Source organism: Streptomyces sp. NPDC001787 (assembly GCF_040297465.1).
In the GTDB taxonomy this organism is placed as follows: domain Bacteria; phylum Actinomycetota; class Actinomycetes; order Streptomycetales; family Streptomycetaceae; genus Streptomyces.
In genome coordinates, this window is sequence record NZ_JBEOZE010000027.1 from 73836 (window position 1) to 98060 (window position 24225).

The 24225-nt window shown below is 72.6% G+C and carries 22 protein-coding genes; 17 read left to right on the forward strand and 5 right to left on the reverse strand.

The features are described 5' to 3' along the window. The first annotated feature begins 143 nt into the window (after positions 1–143). Together ABT170_RS30450 and ABT170_RS30455 are read left to right on the forward strand one after the other, a co-directional pair. Positions 144–794 carry a DUF6629 family protein gene (locus tag ABT170_RS30450; RefSeq protein ID WP_329945185.1) on the forward strand — a complete coding sequence of 217 codons (651 nt, stop codon included), beginning with the start codon at positions 144–146 and terminating at the stop codon, positions 792–794. 58 nt (positions 795–852) lie between these two features. Continuing rightward, the gene (locus ABT170_RS30455) at positions 853–1566 is read left to right on the forward strand and encodes a ribonuclease H family protein (protein ID WP_351872678.1); all 714 of its coding nucleotides are present in this window, start codon (positions 853–855) and stop codon (positions 1564–1566) included. A gap of 132 nt (positions 1567–1698) precedes the next feature. Here ABT170_RS30455 and ABT170_RS30460 read toward each other — a convergent pair whose 3' ends face one another. After that, entirely contained in the window at positions 1699–2109 is a 411-nt protein-coding gene (locus tag ABT170_RS30460; RefSeq protein ID WP_329945260.1) for an ATP-binding protein, read from the reverse strand. 171 nt (positions 2110–2280) lie between these two features. Here ABT170_RS30460 and ABT170_RS30465 point away from each other — a divergent pair, with 171 nt between their 5' ends. The 4 genes from ABT170_RS30465 to ABT170_RS30480 all read left to right on the forward strand — a co-directional run bounded on the left by ABT170_RS30465 (position 2281) and on the right by ABT170_RS30480 (position 5194). Next, positions 2281–3117 (forward strand): helix-turn-helix domain-containing protein, encoded by an 837-nt coding sequence (locus tag ABT170_RS30465; RefSeq protein ID WP_351872681.1) that lies wholly within the window; start codon positions 2281–2283, stop codon positions 3115–3117. Between the two features lie 97 nt (positions 3118–3214). Beyond that, positions 3215–4306 carry a PP2C family protein-serine/threonine phosphatase gene (locus ABT170_RS30470; protein WP_329945182.1) on the forward strand — a complete coding sequence of 364 codons (1092 nt, stop codon included), beginning with the start codon at positions 3215–3217 and terminating at the stop codon, positions 4304–4306. 121 nt (positions 4307–4427) lie between these two features. Then, positions 4428–4682, forward strand: a complete 255-nt coding sequence (locus ABT170_RS30475) for a WhiB family transcriptional regulator (RefSeq protein ID WP_351872684.1) — start codon at positions 4428–4430, stop codon at positions 4680–4682. Positions 4683–4879: 197 nt separating this feature from the next. Continuing rightward, positions 4880–5194 carry a DUF1232 domain-containing protein gene (locus tag ABT170_RS30480; protein WP_351872687.1) on the forward strand — a complete coding sequence of 105 codons (315 nt, stop codon included), beginning with the start codon at positions 4880–4882 and terminating at the stop codon, positions 5192–5194. A gap of 43 nt (positions 5195–5237) precedes the next feature. Here the strand turns inward: ABT170_RS30480 and ABT170_RS30485 are convergent, their stop codons facing one another. Then, positions 5238–6338 carry a winged helix DNA-binding domain-containing protein gene (locus ABT170_RS30485; protein WP_329945179.1) on the reverse strand — a complete coding sequence of 367 codons (1101 nt, stop codon included), beginning with the start codon at positions 6336–6338 and terminating at the stop codon, positions 5238–5240. A 259-nt stretch (positions 6339–6597) separates the two neighbouring features. Beyond that, positions 6598–9633, reverse strand: a complete 3036-nt coding sequence (locus tag ABT170_RS30490) for a carbohydrate binding domain-containing protein (RefSeq protein ID WP_351872690.1) — start codon at positions 9631–9633, stop codon at positions 6598–6600. Positions 9634–9906: 273 nt separating this feature from the next. On the opposite strand from ABT170_RS30490, the gene ABT170_RS30495 reads away from it, so the two are divergent. The 6 genes from ABT170_RS30495 to ABT170_RS30520 all read left to right on the forward strand — a co-directional run bounded on the left by ABT170_RS30495 (position 9907) and on the right by ABT170_RS30520 (position 16011). Next, a complete protein-coding gene (locus ABT170_RS30495) occupies positions 9907–10323 on the forward strand; it encodes an acyl-CoA thioesterase (protein ID WP_351872747.1) in 417 nt (138 codons plus the stop codon). Between the two features lie 516 nt (positions 10324–10839). After that, complete coding sequence (locus ABT170_RS30500) at positions 10840–12036, forward strand: cytochrome P450 (RefSeq protein ID WP_329945258.1); 1197 nt, start codon at positions 10840–10842, stop codon at positions 12034–12036. Then, a complete protein-coding gene (locus tag ABT170_RS30505) occupies positions 11975–13186 on the forward strand; it encodes a type III polyketide synthase (RefSeq protein WP_329945177.1) in 1212 nt (403 codons plus the stop codon). Before ABT170_RS30500 ends, ABT170_RS30505 begins: the two co-directional genes overlap by 62 nt. 104 nt (positions 13187–13290) lie before the next feature. After that, positions 13291–14487 (forward strand): S8 family peptidase, encoded by a 1197-nt coding sequence (locus tag ABT170_RS30510; RefSeq protein ID WP_329945176.1) that lies wholly within the window; start codon positions 13291–13293, stop codon positions 14485–14487. Positions 14488–14595: 108 nt separating this feature from the next. Next, positions 14596–14913, forward strand: a complete 318-nt coding sequence (locus ABT170_RS30515; protein ID WP_266928804.1) for a cupin domain-containing protein — start codon at positions 14596–14598, stop codon at positions 14911–14913. Between the two features lie 150 nt (positions 14914–15063). After that, entirely contained in the window at positions 15064–16011 is a 948-nt protein-coding gene (locus ABT170_RS30520; protein WP_329945175.1) for a YihY/virulence factor BrkB family protein, read from the forward strand. A gap of 49 nt (positions 16012–16060) precedes the next feature. On the opposite strand, the gene ABT170_RS30525 is transcribed toward ABT170_RS30520, so the two are convergent. After that, a complete protein-coding gene (locus ABT170_RS30525) occupies positions 16061–17344 on the reverse strand; it encodes an MFS transporter (protein ID WP_351872695.1) in 1284 nt (427 codons plus the stop codon). 80 nt (positions 17345–17424) lie between these two features. Between ABT170_RS30525 and ABT170_RS30530 the strand changes: the two genes are divergently transcribed. After that, positions 17425–18330, forward strand: coding sequence for a LysR family transcriptional regulator (locus ABT170_RS30530; RefSeq protein WP_329945173.1), 906 nt, complete (start codon positions 17425–17427; stop codon positions 18328–18330). An 18-nt stretch (positions 18331–18348) separates the two neighbouring features. On the opposite strand, the gene ABT170_RS30535 is transcribed toward ABT170_RS30530, so the two are convergent. Continuing rightward, positions 18349–19185 carry a M12 family metallo-peptidase gene (locus ABT170_RS30535; protein WP_329945172.1) on the reverse strand — a complete coding sequence of 279 codons (837 nt, stop codon included), beginning with the start codon at positions 19183–19185 and terminating at the stop codon, positions 18349–18351. Positions 19186–19731: 546 nt separating this feature from the next. Here ABT170_RS30535 and ABT170_RS30540 point away from each other — a divergent pair. The 4 genes from ABT170_RS30540 to ABT170_RS30555 all read left to right on the forward strand — a co-directional run bounded on the left by ABT170_RS30540 (position 19732) and on the right by ABT170_RS30555 (position 24198). Beyond that, on the forward strand, positions 19732–20625 hold the full coding sequence (locus tag ABT170_RS30540; RefSeq protein WP_351872700.1) for a substrate-binding domain-containing protein: 894 nt from the start codon (positions 19732–19734) through the stop codon (positions 20623–20625). A 127-nt stretch (positions 20626–20752) separates the two neighbouring features. Beyond that, the gene (locus tag ABT170_RS30545) at positions 20753–21694 is read left to right on the forward strand and encodes a carbohydrate kinase family protein (protein WP_329945170.1); all 942 of its coding nucleotides are present in this window, start codon (positions 20753–20755) and stop codon (positions 21692–21694) included. A 163-nt stretch (positions 21695–21857) separates the two neighbouring features. Beyond that, entirely contained in the window at positions 21858–22964 is a 1107-nt protein-coding gene (locus ABT170_RS30550; RefSeq protein ID WP_329945169.1) for a beta-ketoacyl-ACP synthase 3, read from the forward strand. Continuing rightward, a complete protein-coding gene (locus ABT170_RS30555; RefSeq protein WP_351872704.1) occupies positions 22948–24198 on the forward strand; it encodes a beta-ketoacyl-[acyl-carrier-protein] synthase family protein in 1251 nt (416 codons plus the stop codon). The genes ABT170_RS30550 and ABT170_RS30555 overlap by 17 nt, the downstream gene beginning before the upstream one ends. Positions 24199–24225: the final 27 nt, after the last annotated feature.

Below are 24225 nucleotides of genomic sequence, written 5' to 3' on the forward strand. Positions count from 1 at the left end.
GCGAAGGGGGCGAAGGGGCGAAGGGGCACGGTGGCGCGGTGGCGCGGGGGGCTCCGGGCGTCGCGCGGGCGGCGTCCGGGCCCGGGGCGCCGTAGCGTGGCCCGGAAGCGACCGATACGCGAGTCCGGGCCCGGGGTGACGCCATGTGCTGGAGTGCGACCGCCGACCTGGTGGCGGGCACGGGCATCGCGGTGATCGGCGTCGCCGCCGTCGCGGGCACCCGACGCCCCCGCGATCTGCCGCTGGCCGCGCTGCCCCTGCTCCTCGGGGCCCACCAGATCATCGAGTCGGTGGTTTGGCGCTCCGACGGAGGGACCGGCCCGGCCACCGTCGCCTGGGCCGTCGTCGCGCTCCCGCTGCTGGCCGTGTGGGTGCCCCTCGGCGTGTACTGCGCGGCGCGGCAGCGGGTCCGCACGCGGCTGCTGGTGCCGCTCGCGGCCGGAGCCGTCACCGCCGTGTTCCTCGGGTACGCCCTCGCCGCCCGTCCGGTGACGGCCGAGGTCCGGGGCCACACCCTCGGATACGTACTCGACCTGCCGCACCCGCAGTGGCTGATCGCGGGCTATCTCCTCGCCACCGTGGGCTCGCTGCTGCTGTCGGGCGACCGTCGCCTGGTCGTCCTGGGGGTGCTCGTCGCGGTCGGTGCCGCGGTCTGCGCGGCGCTGTGGCGGCTGGAGTTCATTTCCACGTGGTGCGCGTTCGCGGCGGTGTGCTCCGTCGTCCTGTTCGACTGGGCCCGGCGGCGCCCGCGCGCCGTCGCCGGGGGCCGGGCCGGCGCGGTGGGCGGCGCCTGACCGCGCACGGCGGGATCGGCGGCGCGGGACGGTCATGCGGTGCTGGCATGATCAAGGGATGGACGAGTGCATCATCGCCGCGTGTGACGGGGCGTCGAAGGGCAATCCCGGGCCGGCCGCCTGGGCGTGGGTCGTGGCCGACGGGCAGGGGCGGCCGGAGCGCTGGGAGGCGGGCCCGCTGGGCACCGCCACCAACAACGTCGCGGAGCTGACCGCACTGCGGGAGCTGCTGGAGTCGACCGATCCCTCGGTACCGACCGAGGTGCGGATGGACTCCCAGTACGCGATGAACGCCGTGACGAAGTGGCTGCCGGGCTGGAAGCGCAACGGCTGGAAGACCTCGGGCGGCAAGCCGGTCGCCAACCGGGAGCTGGTGACGCGCATCGATGACCTGCTGAGCGGCCGGAACGTGACCTTTCGGTATGTGCCCGCCCATCAGGTGAACGGGGACCCGCTGAACGCGCTGGCCGACCAGGCCGCCAGTGAGGCCGCGGTGTCGCAGCGGGCGGCAGGCACGGCGCACGGCAGTGCGGAGCTGCCGGTCCCGGCTCCGGCCAGGGCGGTCAAGGGGCGGTCGGAGGCTTCGGGCGCGCCGGCCGGCGGGACGGCGCGGGAGACGACGGGAGCCTCGCGCGCGGGGCGTTCCACCGGCACGATCCGGGCCCGATTCGCGGGCCGGTGCCACTGCGGAAAGCCGTACGCGGCCAAGGAGATGATCGCGAAGAACCCGAACGGCTGGGGCCATCCGGAGTGCCGGACGGCCGTGGGCTGACCGGTACGGGAGGGCGGGACGGATCCTGCCCCGTATGCGTGACCGATGCCGATCGGCCGGTGCGCGGCCGGGCGAACCCAACCGGCGGGCGACGGCGTACGGCGGAGTGGGACCGGCGGTCCGATCCCGGGATCAGATGTCGGCCCAGACCAGCCGGCCCGCCAGGGCGGCGCGTGTTCCCCACCGCGCCGCCAGCGCGTCCACCAGCAGCAGGCCCCTGCCGTCCTCGGACAGCGCGGCGATCTCGGCCCCGGGGCCGGAGCCGTCGGTCGCGTCCGCCGCGCCGCGCGGTGGCCCCGCCAGGTCCCCGGGTGGGGTCGGAGCCGGGATGTGGGCCCGGCCCCGGTTCCACACACAGATCCGCACCCCGTCCGCCGAGCGGAGCAAGCGGCAGCGAATCCGCCGGGTACTGGTGTGCTGGACGGCGTTGGCGACCAGTTCGGTCACTATCAGCGCCGCGGCCTCCACACGGTCCGCGGGTTCTCCCCACGCCCGCATCGCCTCCTGCACGCGGTGGCGGGCATCCGGAACGCCTTTGGCGATGCGGGGGACCCACCAGCTGTGTGCCCTCGGGCCGCCCGAATCATCTGGAGCGCGTTTCGCGCAACTGACTATTTCCGACATGTATGTACTCTCGGTGCAAAGCGCATACTTTGCAAGCGACAGAATGTGCACCGTGCTCCACATCGGGGCCCAGCGAGGAAGGTCAAGAGCATGCGACCCCGATCCGGTCCCACCGTGGAGCACCGCGTCCTGGCGGTACGGCTCCGGCTGCTGCGGGAGCGGGCAGGCATCAGCCTGCAGACCGCCGCCGAGGCACTGGACGCCCACCCGGCCACGGTGCGGCGCATCGAACGGGCCGAGACCGGACTGGACGCCCGCCAGGTCGGAGAGCTCCTGGACTGCTACGGGGTCCCGGCCGCGGTCGCCGAACCGATCATGGCCGGTCTCGGAGCGGCGAATCTGCCCGGATGGTGGCACCGGTGGCGGGACGCGATGGAGACCTGGCAGCAGGACGTCATCGGCGTGGAATCCTCCGCCAGCCTCGTACGGACGTGGCACCCCGCCCTCGTGCCGGAACTGCTGCGTACGCCCGCGTACGCCGCCGCCCTGTACCGGACGCAGTACCCCGACGACACCCCCGCCCAGCTGGACCGGCGCGTCGAGCTGCTGCGGGAGCGCCAGCACCGTCTGCGCGAGCGGGGCGCCGCGCTGTGGGCGCTGATGCCCGCCGCCGCCCTGCACACCACGGTCGGCGGTCGCGCCGTCATGGACGAACAGCGCGAGAGGCTGACCGAGGCCGCGCGCCGGCCGCACCTCACCGTGCAGGTGGTGCCGCTCGACCATCCGCCGCACGCCATGACCGGCGTACCGCCCCTGCATCTGCTGCGGGTGCCCGCCCCCGAGATCGGTGACCAGGCCGTGCTGGAGACCCCCGGCGTCCGGGTGGACATCGTCGACGACCCGGAGACCGTGATGAACCACCGCATCCGGCTCGACGCGGCGTGTGCGGCCGCCCCGCACCCCGGCATGCCGCTGCCCGGGAACTGAGCCGCGCCCGGCCCTCCCGGCGCCCCCCACGGAGCCTCCGTAACACCCCTGCTGGACCGGGATGGCGGTGCGGGCCGGTGCCGGACAGGGTGGGGGAGTGGTGCAGCAGCGCAGAGCCCAGTGGATCCCCGTCGGGGTCATCGTGCTGGCCGTGGTCGTCGACCTCGTGACGCCGACCGCGGTGACCTCCGCACCGCTGCTCGTGGTGGCACCCGTCTCCGCCGCACCGCTGCTGGGGCTGCGGGGCATCATCGCGGTGGGCGTGGCCTCCATGGCCGTCCACGCGGCGCTCGCCCTGGTCGACGGGACGTTCGGCTGGCAGCGGGGGGTGGCCGAACAGCTCACCCTTCTGGCCGTAACCGTGCTCGCCGTCTTCGTCCACCGCACCCTGGAGGGCCAGCACGCGACGACCCGGCGCGCCCGTCAGGTCGCCGAGGTGGCCCAGCGCGCCGTGCTGCCCAGGCCCCCGTCGCGCCTGGGCGACCTGCTGATCGCGGCGCGGTACGTGCCCGCCGAGGACGAGGCCATGATCGGCGGCGACCTCTACGTCGTCCAGGACACGCCGTACGGCACCCGCGTCATGGTCGGGGACGTACGCGGCAAGGGGCTGGGTGCCGTGAGCGCGGTCTCCGCCGACCTGGGAGCCTTCCGTTTCGCCGCGGACGAGGCGGCGGACCTGCCCGGCCTGGTGAGGTCCCTGGAACAGGCGCTGCTGCGGGAGGGGGAGCGGCGGGGCGGCCAGGAGCAGGAGGAGGGGTTCACCACCGCCCTGATCGCGGAGTTCGCCGCGGACCTCACCTTCGTCCGCGTCGTCAACCGCGGGCATCCGGCGCCCGTGCTCCTGGACGCGCGGGGCGCCGCCACCGTGCTGGAACCGTCGCAGGCGGCACCTCCGCTGGGGGTGAGCGCGCTGGGAGCCTGGACGACCCCCGTCGACACCTTTCCCTTTCCGCCCGGTGCGACCCTGGTGTGCTTCACGGACGGCGTCACCGAGGCCCGGGACGGCAGCGGAGAGTTCTACGATCCCGCCGCGCGCCTGCCGGTCCTGGTCCGGCACCGCGCGCTCGTCGGCGACCCGGCCACCCCGGCGCAGATCCTGCAGGCCCTGATCGAGGACGTGGGACGCCACACCGGCGGTCGCGCCCAGGACGACCAGGCACTTCTCGCCCTGCACCGCCCCCGGCACTGACCGGGACCCGGCCGCCCGTACGGGTGCTGCCGCCCCATTCGTGGTTTCAGGTGCCCGTCGCCGGTCACCCGCACCGGTAGGACCGAGCAGAACCGAGACCCGAACCCCGGGAGTGAGTCACATGGAGAACTGGCGCATGGACGCGGCCTGCCGCGAGGAGGACCCCGATCTGTTCTTCCCCATCGGGAGCACGGGCCCGGCGCTCGTGCAGACGGTGGAGGCCAAGGCGGTGTGCGCGAGCTGCCCCGTACGGGAGCCGTGCCTGCGCTGGGCTCTGGACAACGGCCAGGATTCCGGCGTCTGGGGCGGTCTGGGCGAGGACGAGAGGCGCGCCCTGAAGCGCCGCGCCCGCCGGCGTGCCAGGGAGAACGGCTGACCGCCGCCACACCGGCACCATCGACACCGACACCCACGACACCGACACCCACGACACCGACACCCACGACACCGACACCCACGACACCGACCCCCACGACGCCGGCGCACGCGGCACCGGCGTCCCGGGCACACCGGCACCCCGGCCGGTCGGCCGCCCACGGGGCATGGCGGGGGCCGCAGGGTGCACGATGAACCATGGACACCACCGCTTGGCTTCTCCTCGGCGCTCTCGTCGCGCTGCTCACCCTGGGCGTGGCGGCGGTCCTCCTGGTCCGGGTCATCAGGGCCAGGAAGCTGCTGCTGGACGCGGGGATCCCGCTGCGCGAGAAGGCGCTGGTCTGGGCGGCGGTGATCTACACGGTGTCCCCGGTGGACCTGCTGCCGGACCCCGTCTACCTCGACGACATCGGGTTCCTGATGCTGGCCCTGCGCGCACTGCACGCCGCCGCGGACCGGACGGGCGCGGTGCTGGCCGCCCTTCGGAAGCGGGGAACCGCCGGGGACCTGTGAAACCGGACGCCCACGCGATCCGGGCGGGGCGGGACGCCTCCGCTCAGCCCGGGAACGGCGCGACCCGCACGCGCTCGCTCCCACCCTCGGAGAGGAACGAGGCGAGCTCCCCTCCCTGCTCGGCGACGTCCGCGCGGTCCGCCCGGGAGAACCGGCGCAGCGGGGTGACGGCCACGGTCCCGGCGTCGACGCTCCAGGTCGCGGAGACCCTGCCGTCGACCAGTACCACGCGCTCGCCGGCGACCGAGAGGCCGCGGTGGGCGTCGTCGATGATCCGGCCGCGGTCGTGGTAGCCCAGGATCGCGTTGTCGAACGCAGGCAGGAACCGTACCGGAGCGGGTGTGTCGGGAGCGGGGCGCGGCGCGTCGGGCAGGTCCAGCAGTTCCCGGCCGCGCTCGTCGCGGAAGGTCACCAGCTCCTCGCGCAGCGCGGCCACCGCGGCAGGCAGCCCGGCGAGTCCGCACCAGGCGCGCAGATCGGCGGAGGCGGCGGGGCCGAACGCGGCCAGATAGCGCCGCACCAGCGTCTGGCCCACCGGGTCGGAGGGGTCCGGGGGCAGCGGTGCGACCTCGCGCCCCAGCCAGGAGGACAGCATGACGTTGCGCACCCCCGCCTTGGTGCGCCAGAGCCCGCGCGGAGGCATCTGCGCGGTCGGCAGGAGAGCGGCGATCAGCATTTCGCCCAGTGCCCGCAGCCCCGGCTCCGGCCGGCTCACGGCGAGTACCCGCGCGATGTCGCTCATGGACCGGGGCTCGCCGTCGGCCATCACCGCCCGGCCCGCCGCCGCGAGCTCGTCGAGGTCGGTGCCGCCCAGCTCGCGGCGATAGGTCCCGAGCACCCGTTGGCGCAGCATGGCGTCGTGGCGGGCCCGCCAGGCGAGGACGTCGTCGGCGGTGACGAGGTGGACGGTGCGGCGCATGAGATGGGTCCGTACCACCTCGCGCCGGATCAGCAGGTCGGAGAGGGCCGCCGGATCGAAGGCGCGCAGCCGGGACCAGAGCCCGACGAACGGCTCCTGCGGTTCCTGCGCCTGGAGGCCGCAGAGGTGTGCGACGGCGTCGAGCACCGGCACGTCGGCGCGATCGAGCAGCAACTGGCGGGCGAGCGTCGCGCGGTTGAGCGCCCGGTTGTCGAGAACGGTCATCGTGCCACCGCGCCGGACCCGCCGGTGGCCGCCCGCCCGCGCGGGCCGTTGCCGTGGTCGCCGTCGTTCCCGTTGTCCCTGTGGTTCTTCACGGGACCACAGTCGCAGGGAAACAGGACAGGACGTGTCCTCTTCTCGCGGCAGGACGGAAGTTCGTGCCCCCGGCCCCGCCGGCAGCTGACGGTGACGGCTCGTCAGCACTGGGACGGTGCCGGCCCGGTCATCCGGTCGGCACCGCCCGAGTGCGGTCCCCCAGGGGTTACTTGAGGTACGGTCCCGCCGTCCCGATCTTCCCCGGGGCGGCGTTCCTTCCGCCGAGGTCGAGGACGTACACGCGCAGGTTGCCCTTGCCCGGTGCCGGGACGGCGAGCGTGCCGCCCGTCACGACCCGGGTGTCACCGGTGACGGCGTCCCGGTAGGTGCCGTCGGGGATGCCGGTGTACGTCGCGCCGCCGGACACCGTCACCAGGGCGAAGCTGTCGGTGCCGCTCGCGGCGTCGGTGTAGCGGCGCTTGAACGCCATCGACCCGGTGATGCCCTCGGTGGAGTACTGGCCCATCTGGAGCGCGGGCACCGCCCGGCGGATCTCGTTGAGCCGCTGGAGATGCCTGGCCAGCGGCTTGGCCAGGGTGCCGGCGACCGCTCCGGTGGCGGAGGTGACCTTGCCGAAGCCGGACACCTCCACCTCACCGGCGAGATGGTCGCCGAAGTAGGCGCGTCCGGTGGTCGCCAGCGGGCAGGAGGGCCCGCAGTCGATCTTCCTGCCCGCCTGGAATTCGATCTCCGATCCGTAGTACAGGGCAGGGATGCCGCGGAACGTCCACATCAGGGACATGTTCTCGGCCCAGGCGTCGGTGCCGCCCGTGTACCGCTCGCTGCTCTTGTTCGGTCCGTAGTCGTGGCTGTCGACGTAGACCACGTTGTAGGTCGCGTCGTTGTAGCTGTCGTCGGAGTCCTTGCCGTTGCTGTAGGCGTTGTTCGCGTCACCGAAGTTCATGTGCATCCGCATGTCGATGACGTTCATGCCGGAGAACCTGCTGTGATCCGGCATGTGGTACGCGTTTCCGTTCAGGAACGCGTTGTCGGAGACCGGCTGTGCACCGGTGCCCCGCTGCTGTTCGTAGTCGTACATCTCCAGGGCGGCCCTCTCGTCGTCCGCGCTGTACTCCTTGCGTTCCTTCCAGGTGTAGAACTGCGCCGAGTGATTGACCGAGCCGCGGTTCCACTTGTCGTTGACGAACGCGGCGACCTCACCGAACACGAAGAAGTTCTTCGCGGCCCCGGCGCCGAACCGCTCGGTGACCCGCTCCTGGATCGCGGGCAGGAAGCGGCGGTTCCAGGTCGTCCGGGGAATGTGCACGGCCGTGTCGACCCGGAAGCCGTCGACCCCCATGTCGATGTACTTGTCGTAGGCGCCGATCAGATAGTTCTGGACGGGCGCGCTCTCGGTGTTGAGGTCGGCCAGGTCCTCGTGGAGCCAGCAGCTGCGCGAGTCCTCGCCCTCCCAGTTGCCGATCCAGCAGTTGTGGTAGTAGGCCTTGGGGAACATTCCCGAAGTGGGGTCGGGCCACTGGCAGTTGTAGATCCGGTACCCCTCGGGCGAGGAACCGCCGGTGGGCTTGCCCCAGTTGAGACAGGTGTTGCCCGAGGGCTCGGCCGTGGACCACAGATCGCCGTTGTAGTACGACTTCCCGGACTTCGGCTCGACGGTGAGGCCGTCGTACTCGAACCCCTCGTCGCGCTCGTCGTAGTACCAGCTCCACTGGGTGTCCCGCACCCCGTAGGTCTTCGGGGTGAACAGCCCTTTGGCGCCCCAGCGCGATGAGTGGTTGTAGACGACGTCCTGGTAGATCTTCATGCCCTTGGCGTGGGCCGCGTTGATCAGGTCCTGGTACGAGGCGCCCGCGGACTCCAGCCGGGGGTCGACCCGGTAGAAGTCGTAGCCGTGGTAACCGTGGTAGTCGTAGTCGGACCGGTTCAGGACCACCGGGGTGATCCAGACGGCGGAGAAGCCGAGGCCCTTGATGTAGTCGAGCTTGTCGACGAGTCCCTTGAAGTCGCCGCGGAACATGGGGTCGTCCTGGGCGGCGTTGCCCGACTTCTCGTGCTGGCTCCCGCCCCGGTTGTTGCCGCTGTCCCCGTCGTTGAAGCGGGCGGTCAGCACGAAGTAGACCGGGTCCTTGCGCGGATCGGTGCCCAGGGGCCGGCCCGGGGCCGGAGCGGTCGGCGCCTCGCCCGTGGTCGCGGTGACGGCGCCCGAGGCGGCGGAGACATTGCCTGCCGCGTCCACGGCCCTGACGGTGTAGCCGTAGGCGGTCTTCGCCTCCAGTCCCGTGTCGGAGTGCACGGTGGAGCCGGCGTCGGTGACCATCGTTCCCCCGGCACCGCCGGTCCGGGTCACCTGGTACTTCGTCACCCCCCTGTCATCGGTGGACGGTTCCCAGGACAGCACCACGGACACCCCGTCCACCGCGGCCCTCACCTTCCCCGGAACGGTCGGGGCGGTGGTGTCCGGCACCTCGGCGGCGCAGGGGTCCTTCGCGTCGGTGGTGACCTTGCCGTCCCGCACCGTGGTGCGGCCCGCGGGGATCGTGTAGTCGCCGCCGTTGTTGTTGTCCCAGACCCCGTTGCCGTTGTTGAACGCGGCCCGCATCGCGGTGGCGTCGCCCAGATCGGCCGACCGCTTCACCCAGCCGGTGCAGGCGGCCTCCATGCCCACCCCCGGCAGGGCGCTCCAGGCGCCGCCGTCGGGCCGGTAGTGCAGATTGGTGGTGGTCCAGCCGACCGCGGTGGTCGAGTAGAAGACCTCGGCCGTGCCGGAGCCGCCGCCCGGGGTGGGCGTGGGGGTGGGGTCCGGACCCGGACCGGTGCCCGCGCACGGATCGCTGTGGGCCACCGCACCGTCCTTGACGGTGATGCTCCCGGTCCCCAGCTCGTAGTTCTTCCCGGCGTTGTTGTCCCAGACCCCGGAACCGTCGGTGAACGTCGCGGTCAGCCCGTCGGCGGAGCCGAGATCGACCGTCCGCTTCACCCAGTCCGTGCAGGCGGCCTCCATCCGTATCCCGGGTACGGAGGTCCAGGCGCCGCCGTCCGGCGCGTAATGCAGGTGGTACGCGGACCAGTTCCTGGTCCCGGTGTAGTAGAAGACCGTCGCGGTGTTCTCCGCGGCGGCCACGGGTGCGACGGCCGCGGGAGCGGGTTCCCGGGGCGCGGCGGCGATGAGCCCGATGAGCCCGGCGACCGTCATGGCCGCGGCCAGGGGGCGTCTCAGCAGCCGGTGTGGGGTGCGTTTCATGTGTGTCTCCAGGGAGGGGCCGCGGGCGGGTGGCCGCGGCTGCCGTCGGCGCCGGTGCTCCACGAGCACCGGCGTGGACCCCGCCGGAGAACCCTGACGCGCCTCGGGGTTCGGGCGAGCAGCGCGTTCCGGCAGCAAATGCTGTCAGAACCTTTCTGCAATCTCTTGCGGGAGGAAGTTACCGGTGCATGACATGGGCGTAAAGGGTTCCGGCGGGGCGGTGTGCGGCCGGAACCGAGGAATGGCGCGATGCGCGCCGGTGTTGCCACCGTCATGACGTTCTCTGTTGACGTGGCCGTCCGGGGCTACGAGCTCGACACCCAGGGCCACCTGAACCAGGCCGTGTATCTGCAGTACGCGGAACACGCGCGCTGGGAACTGCTGCGCGCCGCCGGACTGCCGCAGGACAAACTGCTGGCGAGTGGCGTGGGGCCGGTACAGCTCGAAGTGCGGGTGAGGTATCTGCGGGAGCTGCGGGGCGGTGAACGGGTCCGGGTGACCTGCCGTTTCGACTACGGCACCGGAAAGACGTTCACCCTGGCGCAGCAGATCATCAAGGAGGACGGCACGGTCGTCGCCGAGATCACGGGAGTGGCGGGCCTGCTCGATCTGACGGCACGCAGGCTCGTCGACGACCCGAAGGGGCGGCTGGCCGCACTGGCCGGCAATCCGGACCTGCTCACCGGCTGAACGGACACCGAGGGGACAGGGGCGGCTCGGGAGTCCGGCGCCCAGGGGGCGCGCCCGGCGGTGGCGGGAGCCGATCCCGGTCATGAGGGCCCGGCCCCGTATCCGAGGGACTGCCAGGGGCCCGCGCCGCCCTCGTCCGTGCCGCTCCCGGCTCCTCCCGCCCGCGCGGTGCGGGATTCAACCGGGCGGGCGGAGCGGGCTGTTGGGCGTACCGATGGCGCCGCACCGCCCGCCGTCACCCACCTCCCGGCCGGCGGCCGGGGCGGCCCCGGCGGACGCGCCGACCGGCTCGCGCGGTTCATGACGCGGGGCGCGCAAGTTCATTCGCCTGCGCGGCGCGCTCCCCCCGTCAGCCCTGTCGCTCCGTCAGGTCCCCCTCTGATCGATTGATTACTGAGTGTGGGTGACATGTTCCCGTGGGTTATGGGGGAGGTAGCGGGGGTCTGTTTCCGGTCCCGGAGCCGGCACCCCCTCGAATGCCCCGAACCGGTCATTGGGAGAACCTCGGTGGAGAACATGGAATCCGTACGGAGCTGTCCGTTCGACTATGCCCAGCAACTGGATTTCGATCCCCAGCTCCGGGAGCTGCTGACCCAAGCGCCGGTCTCCCGCATCCGTATGGCATACGGAGAGGGCGAGGCCTGGCTCGTCACCCGCTACGAGGATGTCCGGACGGTCACCACCGACCGGCGCTTCAGCCGCAGCGCGGTCCTCGGCCGCGACTTCCCGCGAATGACCCCGGAACCCATCGTCCAGGCGGAATCCATCAACCTGATGGACCCGCCCGACAGCAGCCGCCTGCGGAGCCTGGTCGCCAAGAGTTTCACCCCGCGCCGCGTGGACCACATGCGCCACCGGACCCAGCGCATCGTGGATGAGCTCCTCCAGGACATGGAGGACAGCGGCTCCCCGGCCGACTTCGTGGCCGGAGTGTCCGCACCGCTGCCGCTGATCACCATCTGCGAGGCGCTCGACATCCCCGAGGCGGACCGTCCGTGGCTCCGCGCCCACGCCCTGACCATGATGAACACCGGCGCCGCGGGCAAGGACGACGCGGTACGCGCCAAGGCCGAACTGCGCGCGTATTTCGCCGAACTGACCGCCGACCGGCGCCGCTCACCCGGCGAGGACCTCATCAGCACGCTGGCCACGGCCAGGGACGGCGCCGAACTGCTCGACGACAACGAACTGGCCGTCATGGCCATGGTGCTGCTCATCACCGGGCAGGACACCACGACGTACCAACTCGGCAACATCGCCTACACGCTGCTCACCAGGCCCGCGCTCCTGGAGTCGCTCCGGGCGGCTCCGGAACTGCTGCCCCGCACCCTGGAGGAGCTCCTGCGGTACATCCCGTTCCGCAAGGGGGTCGGCATCCCGCGGATCGCCACCGAGGACGTGGAGCTCAGCGGGGTCCTCATCCGGGCCGGAGATGTGGTCCATGTGTCCTACCTGACCGCGAACCGGGACGGCAGGAAGTTCGAACGCCCCGACGAACTGGACCCGGACCGGCCGTCCATCCCGCACATGACATTCGGCTGGGGCGCGCACCACTGCCTGGGTGCGCCGCTCGCCACGATGGAACTGGAAGTGGCCTTCTCATCGCTGCTGACCCGATTCCCGGCCCTGAGCCTCGACGTACCGCCCGAGGATGTCGAGTGGAACACGACCTCCATCTGGCGCTATCCGCTCGCCCTGCCCGTCACGTGGTGACGAGAGCCTCCGCATCACAGAACGAGGAGAACCCATGGCGACTCTGTGCCGGCCGGCCATCGCTGTGCCCGAACATGTCATCACGATGCAGCAGACCCTCGACCTGGCGAGGGAGACGCACGCCGACCACCCGCAGCGCGCCCTCGTCCTGAGGCTCATCCAGAACACCGGTGTGCAGACCCGCCACCTCGTCCAGCCGATCGAGGAGACCCTGAGGCACCCCGGATTCGAGGTGCGCAACAGGCTCTACGAGGCGGAGGCGAAGCGCCGCGTCCCCGAAGTCGTCCGAGGGGCCCTCGCCAACGCCGAACTGGAGCCCGCCGAGATCGACCTGATCGTCTATGTGTCCTGCACGGGCTTCATGATGCCCTCGCTGACGGCATGGCTGATCAACTCGATGGGCTTCCGCTCCGAGACCCGGCAGCTCCCCATCGCCCAGCTCGGCTGCGCCGCGGGGGGCGCGGCCATCAACCGCGCACACGACTTCTGCCTCGCCTACCCGCGGTCCAACGTCCTGATCGTGTCCTGCGAGTTCTGCTCGCTGTGCTACCAGCCCACCGACATCGGGGTCGGATCGCTGCTCTCCAACGGGCTGTTCGGAGACGCCGTCTCGGCGGCCGTGGTCCGCGGACAGGGCGGCAGTGGCATGCGCCTGGAGCGCAACGGCTCCCATCTGGTGCCCGACACCGAGGACTGGATCTCCTACGCGGTACGTGACACGGGATTCCACTTCCAGCTCGACAAGCGGGTGCCCGGCACCATGGAGATGCTCGCGCCCGTCCTCCTGGATCTCGTGGACCGGCACGGCTGGACGGTCCCGGCCATGGACTTCTTCATCGTGCACGCCGGTGGACCGCGCATTCTCGACGACCTCTGCCACTTCCTGAACCTGCCGCCGGAGATGTTCCGCTACAGCCGGTCCACACTCACCGAACGGGGCAACATCGCCAGTTCGGTCGTCTTCGACGCGCTCGGACGGCTGTTCGCGGACGGCGGTCCGGCGGAATCCGCCCAGGGGCTGATCGCCGGGTTCGGCCCCGGCATCACGGCGGAGGTGGCCGTCGGCCGCTGGGGCAGGCATACGGAACCCTCCCTGGAGGGCGACCGCAAGGACCGGGACCTCGCGCCGAGCGTTGCGCTGTCCGGCTGATACCGCTAAGGCACCCCCGGGGTGGGGACGAAGGAACGGGTGTTCGTGCTTCGCAGAACCGTCCCTTCTTTTCCCCGAACGATCCCCCACCCCGAGGAGAACGCATGCGCCTGCGCGCCCGCTGGGCACCAGCCGCTCTGCTGCTGATCGCCCCTCTGATCGGCAGCACCGAGGCCACCGCGGACACCGGATCGGGTGGTGTTCCGGTGCGGCAGTCCGCCAGGGCCGTCCCCGGTCAGTACATCGTCACCCTTGAGCCCGAACTGTCGACGGACACCGTCCTGCGGCAGTTCGGGCTGCGCGCGATGTTCACCTACGGTGACATCGCCCGCGGCTTCGCCGCCACGCTCACCCCCGGACAGCTCAGTGCGGTGCGCGCCTTCCCCGGTGTCCGCTCCGTCGAGGAGAACGGCGAGGTCGCCGTCGTACCCACGGCCTCCGACGCCGAGGCGGCCGGACTGCGGACCTCCGCCGCGACCTGGGGCCAGGACCGGATCGACCAGCGGCTGCTGCCGCTGGACGACACCTTCACCACGGCCGCCACGGGCCGCGGAGTGACGGCGTACATCGTCGACACCGGGATCGAGACCGGGCACAGCGAGTTCGGCGGGCGCGCGGTCAGCGGGTTCGACGCCGTCGCGGACGGCCGGGACGGTCAGGACTGCAACGGCCACGGCACCCATGTGGCGGGCACGGTCGGCGGAGCGACGTACGGAGTCGCCACGTCCGTCTCGCTCGTCGGCGTGCGGGTGCTCGACTGCCAGGGCCAGGGCACCTGGGCCGGGATCCTGGCGGGGCTCGACTGGGTGGTCGAGGACGCCACCGCCTCCGGGCGTCCCGCCGTACTGAACGCCTCGCTCGGCGGGGAGAAGTCGCAGACGGTCGACGAGGCGATCGACGCCGTCGCCGAGGCGGGCGTGCTGCCCGTCGTCGCGGCGGGCAACGACAGCGCGGATGCCTGCGACGTGTCCCCGGCCGGCGCCGGCCGCGTGGTGACCGTGGGCGCGACCGACGACGGGGACCGGCAGACCGCGTTCAGCAACTGGGGCACCTGTCTGGAGCTGTACGCCCCGGGGCAGGGCATCGTCTCGGCCGGGCTCGGCGGCGGCTCCGTCGCCCTCGACGGCACCTCCATGGCGAGCCCGCACGTCGCCGGAGTCGCCGCACTCCACAAGGAGGCGGACCCGGCGATGAGTCCCGAGACCCTGGCGAAGCGGCTGGCCGACGAGGCGACGCCGGGCGTGCTGACGTCCCTGAGCCCGGGTTCGCCGGACCGGCTCCTGTACACCGGTGGACTCTGACGGTCCTCCCGTACACCGCCCGGACCGTCTGCCGTACGCCGCCCGGACCGGGTCCGGGCGGCGTACGGCAGGATCGCGGGGGAGCGGGGGCTGCGGCAGAGTGGGCGTATGGATGACCTCAACGCCCTCGCCGACGAGCATCTGGCCGCGGCCCGTGAATCCGCCCATGGACGCAGTGCCCATCTCCTGCTCCAGCAGCCGCCCCTGCGCCAGTCGGTGATCGCATTGACCTCGGGGACGGCTCTGGACGAGCACAACGCGCCGCCCGCCGCCTCCCTCCAGGTCCTGCGCGGCTCGGTCCGGCTCACCGCGGGCTCCGGCGATGTCGAACTGACCGCCGGGACGCTGCACGCGATCCCGCAGGAACGCCACGGACTGCTGGCCCTCGCGGACGCCGTGGTCCTGCTGACGGCGGTCAACGACTGACCCCGGCCGGTGACCGGCGGGGTCCGCGCGACGGGACCGGTGTGCGTCGACGGGAAGGAGGCATGAGAGAAAGGTGCAGCCGGGGGCGTCCGAGGAGCGGACGAAGGATCCCGGCCCCGACGCATCTGCCCACGTCCCCGGAGTACGAGCTTGCCCAGCCGGACCGTCACCCCCGCCGCCGAACGCACGCCCCGCGCCACCGGGCACACCGGGCCGTCGGCCCGCTGGTTCGGCGCCCTGCGCCGCACGCCCGTCGCGATCTGGAACGACGACATCTCCGACTGGGCCGCCGCCCTGACGTACTACGCGATCCTCGCGCTGCTGCCGGCCCTCCTCGTCACCGTTTCGGTGATCGGCCTGGCGAACCCCGGGGCCACGAGTGCACTGATCTCCGACATCACCTCGTTCGCGCCCGCGGAATCCGGCGCGGCCCTCCGCCGGTCGCTGGAGGAGGCCACCCATGAGCGCACCGCTGTCTGGCTGCTCGTCGCGACCGGGACCGTGAGCGCGGTGTGGTCGGCGTCCAGCTATCTGGCCGTCTTCCGCCGGGCGCTGCACGCGATGCACCATGTCCAGGACACCCGGCCGGCGCTGCGCAAGGCCCACATCATCGTCGCCTCGGCCGTCGGACTGCTGGTGCTGCTGATGGCCAGCGCCTTCGCTCTCGTCCTCACCGGCCCGCTGGCCCGCCGGCTCGGGCACCGGATGGGCCTGGCCCACGCGGGCGAGGCGATGTGGGCGCTCCTCAAATGGCCCGTTCTGCTCTGCCTGGTCGCGTGTCTGATCCTGGTGCTGTTCCGTACCGGTCCGCGATCGGCCCGGGGGACGATCCAGGGGCTCCCCGGCGGCATCCTCGCCGCGTTCCTCTGGCTCGTCGCCTCGGCGGGATTCGCGTTCTACGCGACCCACATCGGCAGCTACAGCCGGCTCTACGGTTCGCTCGCCGGCCTGGTCGTCTTCCTGATCTGGGTCTGGTTCACCAATCTCGCCCTGCTGACCGGGGCGCAGTTCAACGTGGAGCTGGCCCGCTCCGTACGGGAACCCTCCCGCACGGCCGCCCCGGACCGAGAGGCGGCAGTGCGGAAGGGGAAAGGGTGAGGTGAGGGACCGGGACAGCCACCGGGCCGGGAGGCCGGGCCGGAACGTTCTACCGCCCCCGGACCCGCTCCCGGACCCGCTCCAGTACCCACAGGGCCGTGCTCACCGCGGCCAGTGCCGCGCCCAGGGCGCACACTCCCGGCCAGCCCGCCCTCGCCCACACCACCGCGGTCAGGGAGGCGCCCGCCGCACCGCCCGCGAAGAACAGCGTCATGAAGGCGGAGTTGATCCGGTTCCGGGCATCCGGGTTGAGCGCGTAGATCACGTTCTGACTGCTGTTGAGGCCCGCCTGCTGGGCGATGTTCAGCACGATCACCCCGGTCGCGAGCCACCACAGCGAGGTCTCGCCCGCGAGGAGCGGCAGCCAGGCCAGGGTCAGGAGAACGCCCGCGGCACCGGACACCGCCTGGACATGGCCCCGGTCGCCGAGGCGCGCCGCGAAGTTCATGCCCACCACGCCGATGACTCCCAGCAGCCCGAAGAAGCCGATGCCGGCGGCTGTCCACCCGTAGGGCCGCTGGGTGAGCAGGAAGGTCAACGCGGTCAGCTGCACGCTGTACGAGGCCATGGAGAAGGCGCCGATCGCGGCCCGTGAGCGCAGCAGGGGTTCCTGGCGCAGCAGGGCGAGCGTGGAGCGGATCAGTCCGCCGTACGAGACCGGCGCCGCGCCGGCCGCCGGGGACAGCCGGGGCAGCTTGAGGTGGAGGAGCACCGCCATGGTGATCATGAGCAGGGCGTTCACCCAGTAGACGGTCCGCCAGCCGCCCAGTTCGGACAGGGCGCCGGCCGCCGTGCGCCCCAGCAGGCCGCCGAGCAGCACTCCGGACATGACGATGCCGACGATCCGGCCCCGGGCCTCCGGGGCGGCGAGCGTGGCCGCGAAGGGGACGACGACCTGGGCGCCGACCGAGGTGAGGGCGACGAGCGCCGTGCCGGCGAGGAGGATCGGCCCGGAGGGGGCGGCTGCCGCCAGCAGCAGGAACAGTGCCGTCGCGGCGAACAGCCCCACGGCCAGGCGGCGTCGCTCGGTGATGTCGCCGAGCGGCACCAGCAGGATCAGGCCCAGCGCGTAGCCGGCCTGGGCGGTCGAGACGATCAGTCCGGCCATGGTGACGCCGATGTGCAGATCCCGGGTGATCAGGTCCAGCAGCGGCTGCGCGAAGTAGTTGCCCGCCGCCGACAGTCCGGCCGCCAGCGCCATCAGAAGGATGAGGCCACGCCCGAGGGAGGGGCTCGCGGCGCCGGCGGCAGCGCTGCCGGAGGCCGCTTTCGCCGCCGAAGGGGGCCGGGGGCTCCGGAGCGGGGTGCGGGAGGTGTGAGAGGAGGGGGACATGGACATCAGCGTCCCGCGGCACCCGGCGATCAGTCCAACACATGTTTTTCATTCCAGTCATCGTGATTCACGATGGTTGGATGGAACTGCAGCAGATGCGCTATGTCCTCGCGGTCGCCGAGACGAGGAACTTCACGCGGGCCGCGAAGCGGTGCCTGGTCGTCCAGTCGGCGCTCAGCCATCAGATCGCCCGGCTGGAGAAGGAGCTCGGAGCCCGGCTCTTCGACCGCTCCAGCCGTCATGTGCGGCTGACCGCGGCGGGGGAGGCCTTCCTGCCGGCCGCCCGGCAGGCACTGGACGCGGCGGAACGGGCCCGCGCCGAGGTGGCGGCGGCGGCCGGTGAGATCAGCGGGCGCCTGGCCATCGGGGCGATTCCCACGGTCACCGCGGTCGACATCCCGGGCGCGCTGGAGGAGTTCCACCGCCGTCATCCGAAGGTGGGGATCGTCCTGCGCGACGGGGCGAGCAAGGACCTGGTCGAGGACGTCCGGTCGGGCGCGCTCGACCTGGCCTTTCTCGGGGTGCTGCCCGACTACCGGCCCAAGGGAGTCAGCGACCACGAGCTGGCCCGCGGCGAACTGGCCGCGATCACGGCCACCGGCCACCCGCTCGCGGACGAGACCGAGGTGGACCTGGCGCGTCTGGCGCGGGAGACGTTCGTCGACTTCCCCGACGGCACGGCGGCACGGGCGCAGTCCGAGGAGGCGTTCACCGCGATGGGACTCACCCGGAACGTCGCCTACGAGGTCAGCGGCGCCGACTACATCGCCCGTCTGGTCCGCAAGGGGCTGGGGGTGGCCCTGCTGCCCGCCGCGTTCGCCGCGGAGGTGCCGGGCGTGCGGGTCCTGCGGGTGCGCAACGCGCCGGGGCGGGTGGAACGCCTCGTCTGGAGCCGCTTGCGCCCCACGCCGGCCGCCGCGGCGTTCCTGGCAGGCCTGGGGGTCGGGCCGCGGGACGCCGAGGCCGCGGGTGAGCGAGCGGGGTGAGCCTGACCGGGCCGCCCGTCACCTCCGGCCGCGGTACCCGGCGACGATGGGCAGGGTCGCCCGCAGCACGCGGGCACTGTCGTTCTCCGTGTCGCCCAGCCGGCGGCCCCGCCAGGTCCCCTGCGCGCTGGAGAACCGGCTGATCCGCTCGCAGTCGTCGCCGCAAGAGGACCGGTACGCCATGATCGTGTAGTACTTGCGGTCCTCGGTGACCCAGCCGGTGTTGTACGGGCGGGTGTGGCTCACGTCCATCGAGCCGTGCGCGTTCTCCTCGATGGTGACGCGGTCGTGGGCGAGGCCGAGGTTGTGGCCGATCTCGTGGCTCACCGAGTCCAGGGCGATGCCGTCGACATCGGCGACCGAATAGGCGTACTCGTCCGATGTGCTGTCGAGTGCCGCCGAGTAGTCCGCGGTCCCGCCGCCGCGCTCGGGCGGATCCACCATGAGGGTGACCAGATCGGCACCGTACCGGCCGCGCCGCTCGTCGGCCTCCCGGCCCAGGGCGGAGCCGGTGCGGTCCTTGAGGCTGCGGTAGGCCGCGTGGAACTGCTCCGGACCGTCGTACCCGGTGGCGGTGTACGGGTGGACGATCCGGATGGCCCCGCAGACCCCGCTCTCGCGGAGGGAGCGGTTCATCCGGGTGGCGATCTGCTGGGCGGAGGCCGCGACCCGGTGCACTCCTCCCACCCGCGCCGCGGCCTTCGGGGTGTAGACCGCCAGTACGTCGACAACGGGGCAGCGCGCCGCGGTGTGGCGGGTGGGGGCGGCCCGGGGCGGTGCGTCGAAGGAGGGGGCCGCGTAGAGCGACGCGCCGAGGGAGACGACCAGGGTGGTCTTCAACAGGGTCGATTTCATGGGGAGTTGTCTCCAACCGGGCGGCCGAAAGGACAATGACACGGAGTGCCTCATTTCTAACAGTCAGTGATGGCTTCTGCCTGGCGTGACCGTTGGCGGGTGCGGCGCGGGGGCGCCGGGGGCCTTCGCGCGCCATCGGTCTCACGGAACTCCCACGCGGGCGCCCGGGGTCGTTGCCCGGTGGCGCGAAGCCCGGCCTGCTTCCGCCGAATGCCTTGGGGGAGAAGAGAGTTGATGGAGCTTCGGAGTACCGGAGCGGTGGAGGGCGATGGCCGGCGGGGCAGCCGGTCCCCCTGAGGGGTCGGATGAGATGTGGAGACTTGTGTAGATCCATTGGGCGAATCGCCGAACGGTGCCGCCATCGGGAGTGTGGGCGCCCGCCCGGACCGGGTGAGTGCCGGAGTGCCGCGAGAGGCGTGAAGGCCTCTGCCCCGGCCCGGCGGCTCCCGGCGGGCCGGGGGATGCGGTGGCCGTGATGTGGGCAGGTACACCTGTGCGAGCACGGACGAGTGCGTCGGAAGTCGGTGGCGGAGGGGCGTGTGTGACGTGACGGAGCAGAGTCAGTGGCGGTTCTGCGACGACCGGGGCCGGCTGTCCACGGCCGCCCGGCGCCCCACACGGGTGCTCGCGTACCTGCAGGCCGGAGCCACGCTGTGGGACCACGGGATACGGCCGCACGGGATCTTCGGCTCCGGCCACGACGCCCCCGCCGCCGGGCCCGACCGCGCCAGGACCGGGACGCTTCCGCTGGACGAGGTCGCCTACTCCGGCGCGGGCGGTGCCCTGGACGTGGCGACGCTGCTGCGCGACGGGCCGGACCTCGTGGTCGGCGTCGGCTACGGCGGCGGCCAGGTCTACGGGCTGGCCCCGGACGTCGCCGAGCAGCTGGAGGAGCGGGTCCCCGTCGTCGTCCTCGACGTGGGCCGCACCCGCACGTTCGCCGGGATCACCGAGCGCTTCGCCGAGCTGGCGCGCTCCCTCGGCGCGGGGCCCATGCCCGCGGCGGACGGCGAGCTGGAGGCCGCCAGGCAACGGCTGCGCGCCGTGGTGGGCGAAGGGTCCGCCGACGCCGTCCGGGTGCTCGCCCTGTCCCCGGCCGGACCGGCCGAGGCCCATGTGGCCCGCCCCGGGATGTGGCCCGAGCTGCGGGTCCTCGCCGAGCTCGGCGTGCATCTCGTGGAGCCGGCCGCGGGGCCCGGTGCGAACTGGTCCACCCTCGGCTGGGCCTCGGTGGCGTCGCTGCGCCCGGACGTCGTGCTCACCGACGCCCGGTCCCACGCCACCCCGCTCGACGATCTCCGGGGGGCCGCCGGCCGGTCGACGCTCCGCCGGAGCGCGCCCATCGTGCCGTGGAACCCGGAGCCGCTGTTCGGCCCGGCGGCGCACGCCCGTTTCCTCGGCCTGGTGACCGAAGCGGTCGGGGCCGTCCGCAACGGGTGAGCGTCCCGCCCGCCGTCCGGCCCCCGTTCCCGCCGGGGCCCCGCACCCGGCAGGATCGGACTCCATGTGTCCGGGGCCGCGCCGCCTGCCAGGACACCGTCGTCACGGCACTCCAGGAGGCCCCCTCATGTCCCGCGAGCTCGACGGACCCGATCTGCTGGTCATCGGCGAAAGCGTGGCCGACATCGTCCGGCTGCCGGGCGCCGCCGACCGGGTGCACCCCGGCGGCAGCCCGGCGAACGTCGCGTACGGCCTGTCCCGGCTCGGCCACGGCGTGACCCTGCGCACCCAGCTCGGTCCGGACGCCAACGGCCGGCTGATCCGGGAGCACCTGGAATCCGCCGGGGTCGCGGTGCGGACCGACGCCGAAGCCGCGCCCACCCCGTCCGCGGCCGTGACCCTGGACGCGGCCGGCCGGGCCACGTACACCTTCGAGATCACCTGGACGCTGGGCCCGGCAGTGGAGGAACGGCCGCCCCGCCATGTGCACACGGGGTCGATCGCCGCGGTGATGGCACCGGGCTCGGCCACCGTCCTGGACGCCGTCGGCGCGCTGCGGAGCACCGCGACCGTCAGCTACGACCCCAACGTACGGCCGGAACTGATGGGCGATCACGCGGAGGCGGTGCGCCGCGTCGAACAGTGCGTCGCGCTCAGCGATGTGGTCAAGGCCAGTGACGAGGACCTGGAGTGGCTGTATCCGGGGGAGTCCCCGAGGACGGTCGCCGGGCGGTGGCTGGGCCGCGGTCCGGCCATGGTCCTCGTCACCCGGGGCGGCGACGGCGCCCTGGCGGTGATCCCGGGGGGACAGGTCGCGGTGGCCGCGCTGCCCGCCGAGGTCGTCGACACCGTGGGCGCGGGCGACGCGTTCATGTCGGGCACCCTGCACGCCCTCGCCCGGCGGGGGCTGCTCGGGGCCGACGGCCGCGCACGGCTGTACGCGCCGGACCGGGACACCGTCGCCGATGTGCTGCGCCACGCGGTGGCCGCCGCCGCTGTGACGGTCTCCCGCGCGGGCGCCAATCCGCCCGACCTGAGCGAACTGACGCAGGCACTCGCCCGGACCTGACACACGGCGCCACAGCCGCGTGGGCCAACTCGGTTTAAGTCGCGCGGAACAGGGCATAATTCTGTGCCGATTCCCCCGTTTGGCCCAATCGAACGCACCCCCGCCGAGCGCTGCACCGTTCGCCAACCGGTTGGCACGTTCGACAAGGGAATCGGGGCAGTGGGTGGCGAGGCGACGCGCAGTCGACAGCGGTACGGGGCCGGGTGCCCAACGGGGTGTCTTACGGGCCGGTACACGCACGGCGGTACTGGAGAGCGTGGCGGGGTGGGTGCCGGGGGAACCGGTCGGCAACGACCAACTGCCCGCGGCGTGGGGGGTGGACGACTCCTGGGTGCGCACCCGGACGGGCATCGGTAGCCGTCATCGGGCGGGGCCGGGACTCGCGACCGGCGACGTGGCGTTCGAGGCGGCCGGCCGGCTGCTCGGCAGGTACCCGGTACCCGGCCCCGTGGACGCCCTGGTCCTCGCCACCGCGACCCCCGACCACCTCTGCCCGGGAACGGCACCCGCCCTGGCCGCGCGGCTGGGGCTGGGCACCGTGCCCGCGCTCGACATCGCGGCGGTGTGCAGCGGCTTCGTCTACGGGCTGGCGGTCTGCCACGGGCTGGTGGCCTCGGGTCTGTACGAGCGGGTGCTGCTCGTGGGCGCCGATGTCTATTCGGCCTGGCTGGACCCGGCGGACCGCTCGGCCGGTGTGGTCTTCGGCGACGGGGCGGGGGCGGCTCTCGTGGCGGCCGGGCGGACCGGGGCGCCCGGCGAGCTGCTCGCCTTCGACCTGGGCAGCGACGGCACCGGGTACGACCTCATCACCGTACCGGGCGGGGGCGCCCGCGCCCGGTCGACGGACCGGCCCGCCGCGGCGGGCGACGAGTTCTTCCGCATGCAGGGCCCCACCGTGTACCAGCACGCCGTCCAGCGGATGACGGGATCATGCCGCGAACTGCTCGCCAGGGTGGGCTGGGACGCCGCGGAGGTCGATCACTTCGTGCCGCACCAGGCCAACGCACGGATCCTGCGCGCGGTCGCCGAACGCGTCGGCATCGGGCCGCAGCGCTGTGTCACCCATCTGGAGCGGGTCGGCAACACCGGTGCGGCCTCCATTCCCCTGGCCCTGGCGGACGCCGAAGGACGGGGCCGGCTCAGGGCCGGGGACCGGATCCTGATCACCGCCTTCGGGGGCGGATTGACCTGGGGTTCCGTGGCACTTCGCTGGCCGGGCACCCCGCAGACGATTTCTATGGAAGGAACACAGAATGGCGCAGTCCGCTGACAAGGACACCGGAGCCGGTACCGCTGTCGCGGTGACGGGAGTGGGCCTGGTGACTCCCGCGGGGGCGGACGAGCACAGCTTCTGGGAAGGGCTGTGCTCCGGATACTCCACCGCCCGGCGCTGCGAGGAACTGGCGGGGCTGCCGGTCGACTTCGCCTGCCCGGTCGACGGCCTGGACCTGGACGCGGCGGTGGGCGGACGCTCGGTGTGGCGGATGGCCCGGTTCGTGAAACTGGCCGTGGTCGCCGCCCGGCAGGCGGTCAGGGACGCCGGGTTCGACCCGGCCCGCTGGGACGGCACCCGGGTCGGTGTGGTGCTGGGCGTCGGCGTCGGCGGTGTGTCCGTACTCGTCGACAACGTCGCCAGGCTGGCGTCCGGCGGGCCGGACGCGGTGTCCCCGCTGCTGGTCCCGATGATGATCCCCAACGCGGCCGCCGGGGAGGTGGCCATCGCGCTCAAGGCGTACGGCCCCAGCCTGGCACCCGCCACGGCATGTGCCTCGGGGGCCACCGCGATCGCGGTGGCGCGCGATCTGCTGATCGGCGGCAGCTGCGACGTGGTGGTGGCCGGTGGCGCCGAGTCCGTACTGACTCCGCTCGTGGTCACCGCGTTCGCGCGGATGGGCGCCCTGTCCACCCGGATCGACGATCCGGCGGGCGCCTCACGCCCGTTCGCCGCGGACCGGGACGGCTTTGTGATCGGTGAGGGCGCCGCCATGCTCGTCCTGGAACGCGCGGACGAGGCCAGGGCCCGCGGCGGACGCCCCCGCGCCCTGCTCACCGGTGCCGGGTCCAGTACGGACGCCCACCACCCCACCGCGCCGGAACCCGGCGGCCGGGGTGCCCAGCGGGCGGTGGAGGCGGCCCTGCACCAGGCGGGCTGGACGCCGGGCGATGTCGACCACATCAATGCCCACGGCACCTCCACCCCGCTCAACGACGCGATGGAGACCACCCTCATCTCCCGGCTCTTCCCGCACCGCCCCCCGGTCACCGCGCCCAAGGGCGTGACCGGGCACACCCTGGCGGCGGCGGGCGCGATCGAGGCGGTGGCCACCGTGCTGACACTGGAGCGGTCGCTCATCCCGCCGATCGCCAACCTGGACTCCCTGCCGGACGCCTTCCCGCTCGACTGCGTGACCAAGGAGGCCCGCCACCAACAGGTCGAGACCGCGGTGAGTCACTCGTTCGGATTCGGCGGCCACAATGTCGCACTCGCTTTCCAACGGGTGTGAACGGTGCACATGTCCGGGAACGGCGAG

Bases quoted from the DNA above. Each gene is read 5' to 3' on its own strand.
- ABT170_RS30450 (WP_329945185.1), top strand. From the start codon at position 144: ATGTGCTGGAGTGCGACCGCCGACCTGGTGGCGGGCACGGGCATCGCG.
- ABT170_RS30455 (WP_351872678.1), top strand. From the start codon at position 853: ATGGACGAGTGCATCATCGCCGCGTGTGACGGGGCGTCGAAGGGCAAT.
- ABT170_RS30465 (WP_351872681.1), top strand. From the start codon at position 2,281: ATGCGACCCCGATCCGGTCCCACCGTGGAGCACCGCGTCCTGGCGGTA.
- ABT170_RS30475 (WP_351872684.1), top strand. From the start codon at position 4,428: ATGGAGAACTGGCGCATGGACGCGGCCTGCCGCGAGGAGGACCCCGAT.
- ABT170_RS30480 (WP_351872687.1), top strand. From the start codon at position 4,880: ATGGACACCACCGCTTGGCTTCTCCTCGGCGCTCTCGTCGCGCTGCTC.
- ABT170_RS30485 (WP_329945179.1), bottom strand. From the start codon at position 6,338: ATGACCGTTCTCGACAACCGGGCGCTCAACCGCGCGACGCTCGCCCGC.
- ABT170_RS30490 (WP_351872690.1), bottom strand. From the start codon at position 9,633: ATGAAACGCACCCCACACCGGCTGCTGAGACGCCCCCTGGCCGCGGCC.
- ABT170_RS30495 (WP_351872747.1), top strand. From the start codon at position 9,907: ATGACGTTCTCTGTTGACGTGGCCGTCCGGGGCTACGAGCTCGACACC.
- ABT170_RS30500 (WP_329945258.1), top strand. From the start codon at position 10,840: ATGGAATCCGTACGGAGCTGTCCGTTCGACTATGCCCAGCAACTGGAT.
- ABT170_RS30505 (WP_329945177.1), top strand. From the start codon at position 11,975: ATGTCGAGTGGAACACGACCTCCATCTGGCGCTATCCGCTCGCCCTGC.
- ABT170_RS30510 (WP_329945176.1), top strand. From the start codon at position 13,291: ATGCGCCTGCGCGCCCGCTGGGCACCAGCCGCTCTGCTGCTGATCGCC.
- ABT170_RS30515 (WP_266928804.1), top strand. From the start codon at position 14,596: ATGGATGACCTCAACGCCCTCGCCGACGAGCATCTGGCCGCGGCCCGT.
- ABT170_RS30525 (WP_351872695.1), bottom strand. From the start codon at position 17,344: ATGTCCCCCTCCTCTCACACCTCCCGCACCCCGCTCCGGAGCCCCCGG.
- ABT170_RS30530 (WP_329945173.1), top strand. From the start codon at position 17,425: ATGGAACTGCAGCAGATGCGCTATGTCCTCGCGGTCGCCGAGACGAGG.
- ABT170_RS30535 (WP_329945172.1), bottom strand. From the start codon at position 19,185: ATGAAATCGACCCTGTTGAAGACCACCCTGGTCGTCTCCCTCGGCGCG.
- ABT170_RS30545 (WP_329945170.1), top strand. From the start codon at position 20,753: ATGTCCCGCGAGCTCGACGGACCCGATCTGCTGGTCATCGGCGAAAGC.
- ABT170_RS30555 (WP_351872704.1), top strand. From the start codon at position 22,948: ATGGCGCAGTCCGCTGACAAGGACACCGGAGCCGGTACCGCTGTCGCG.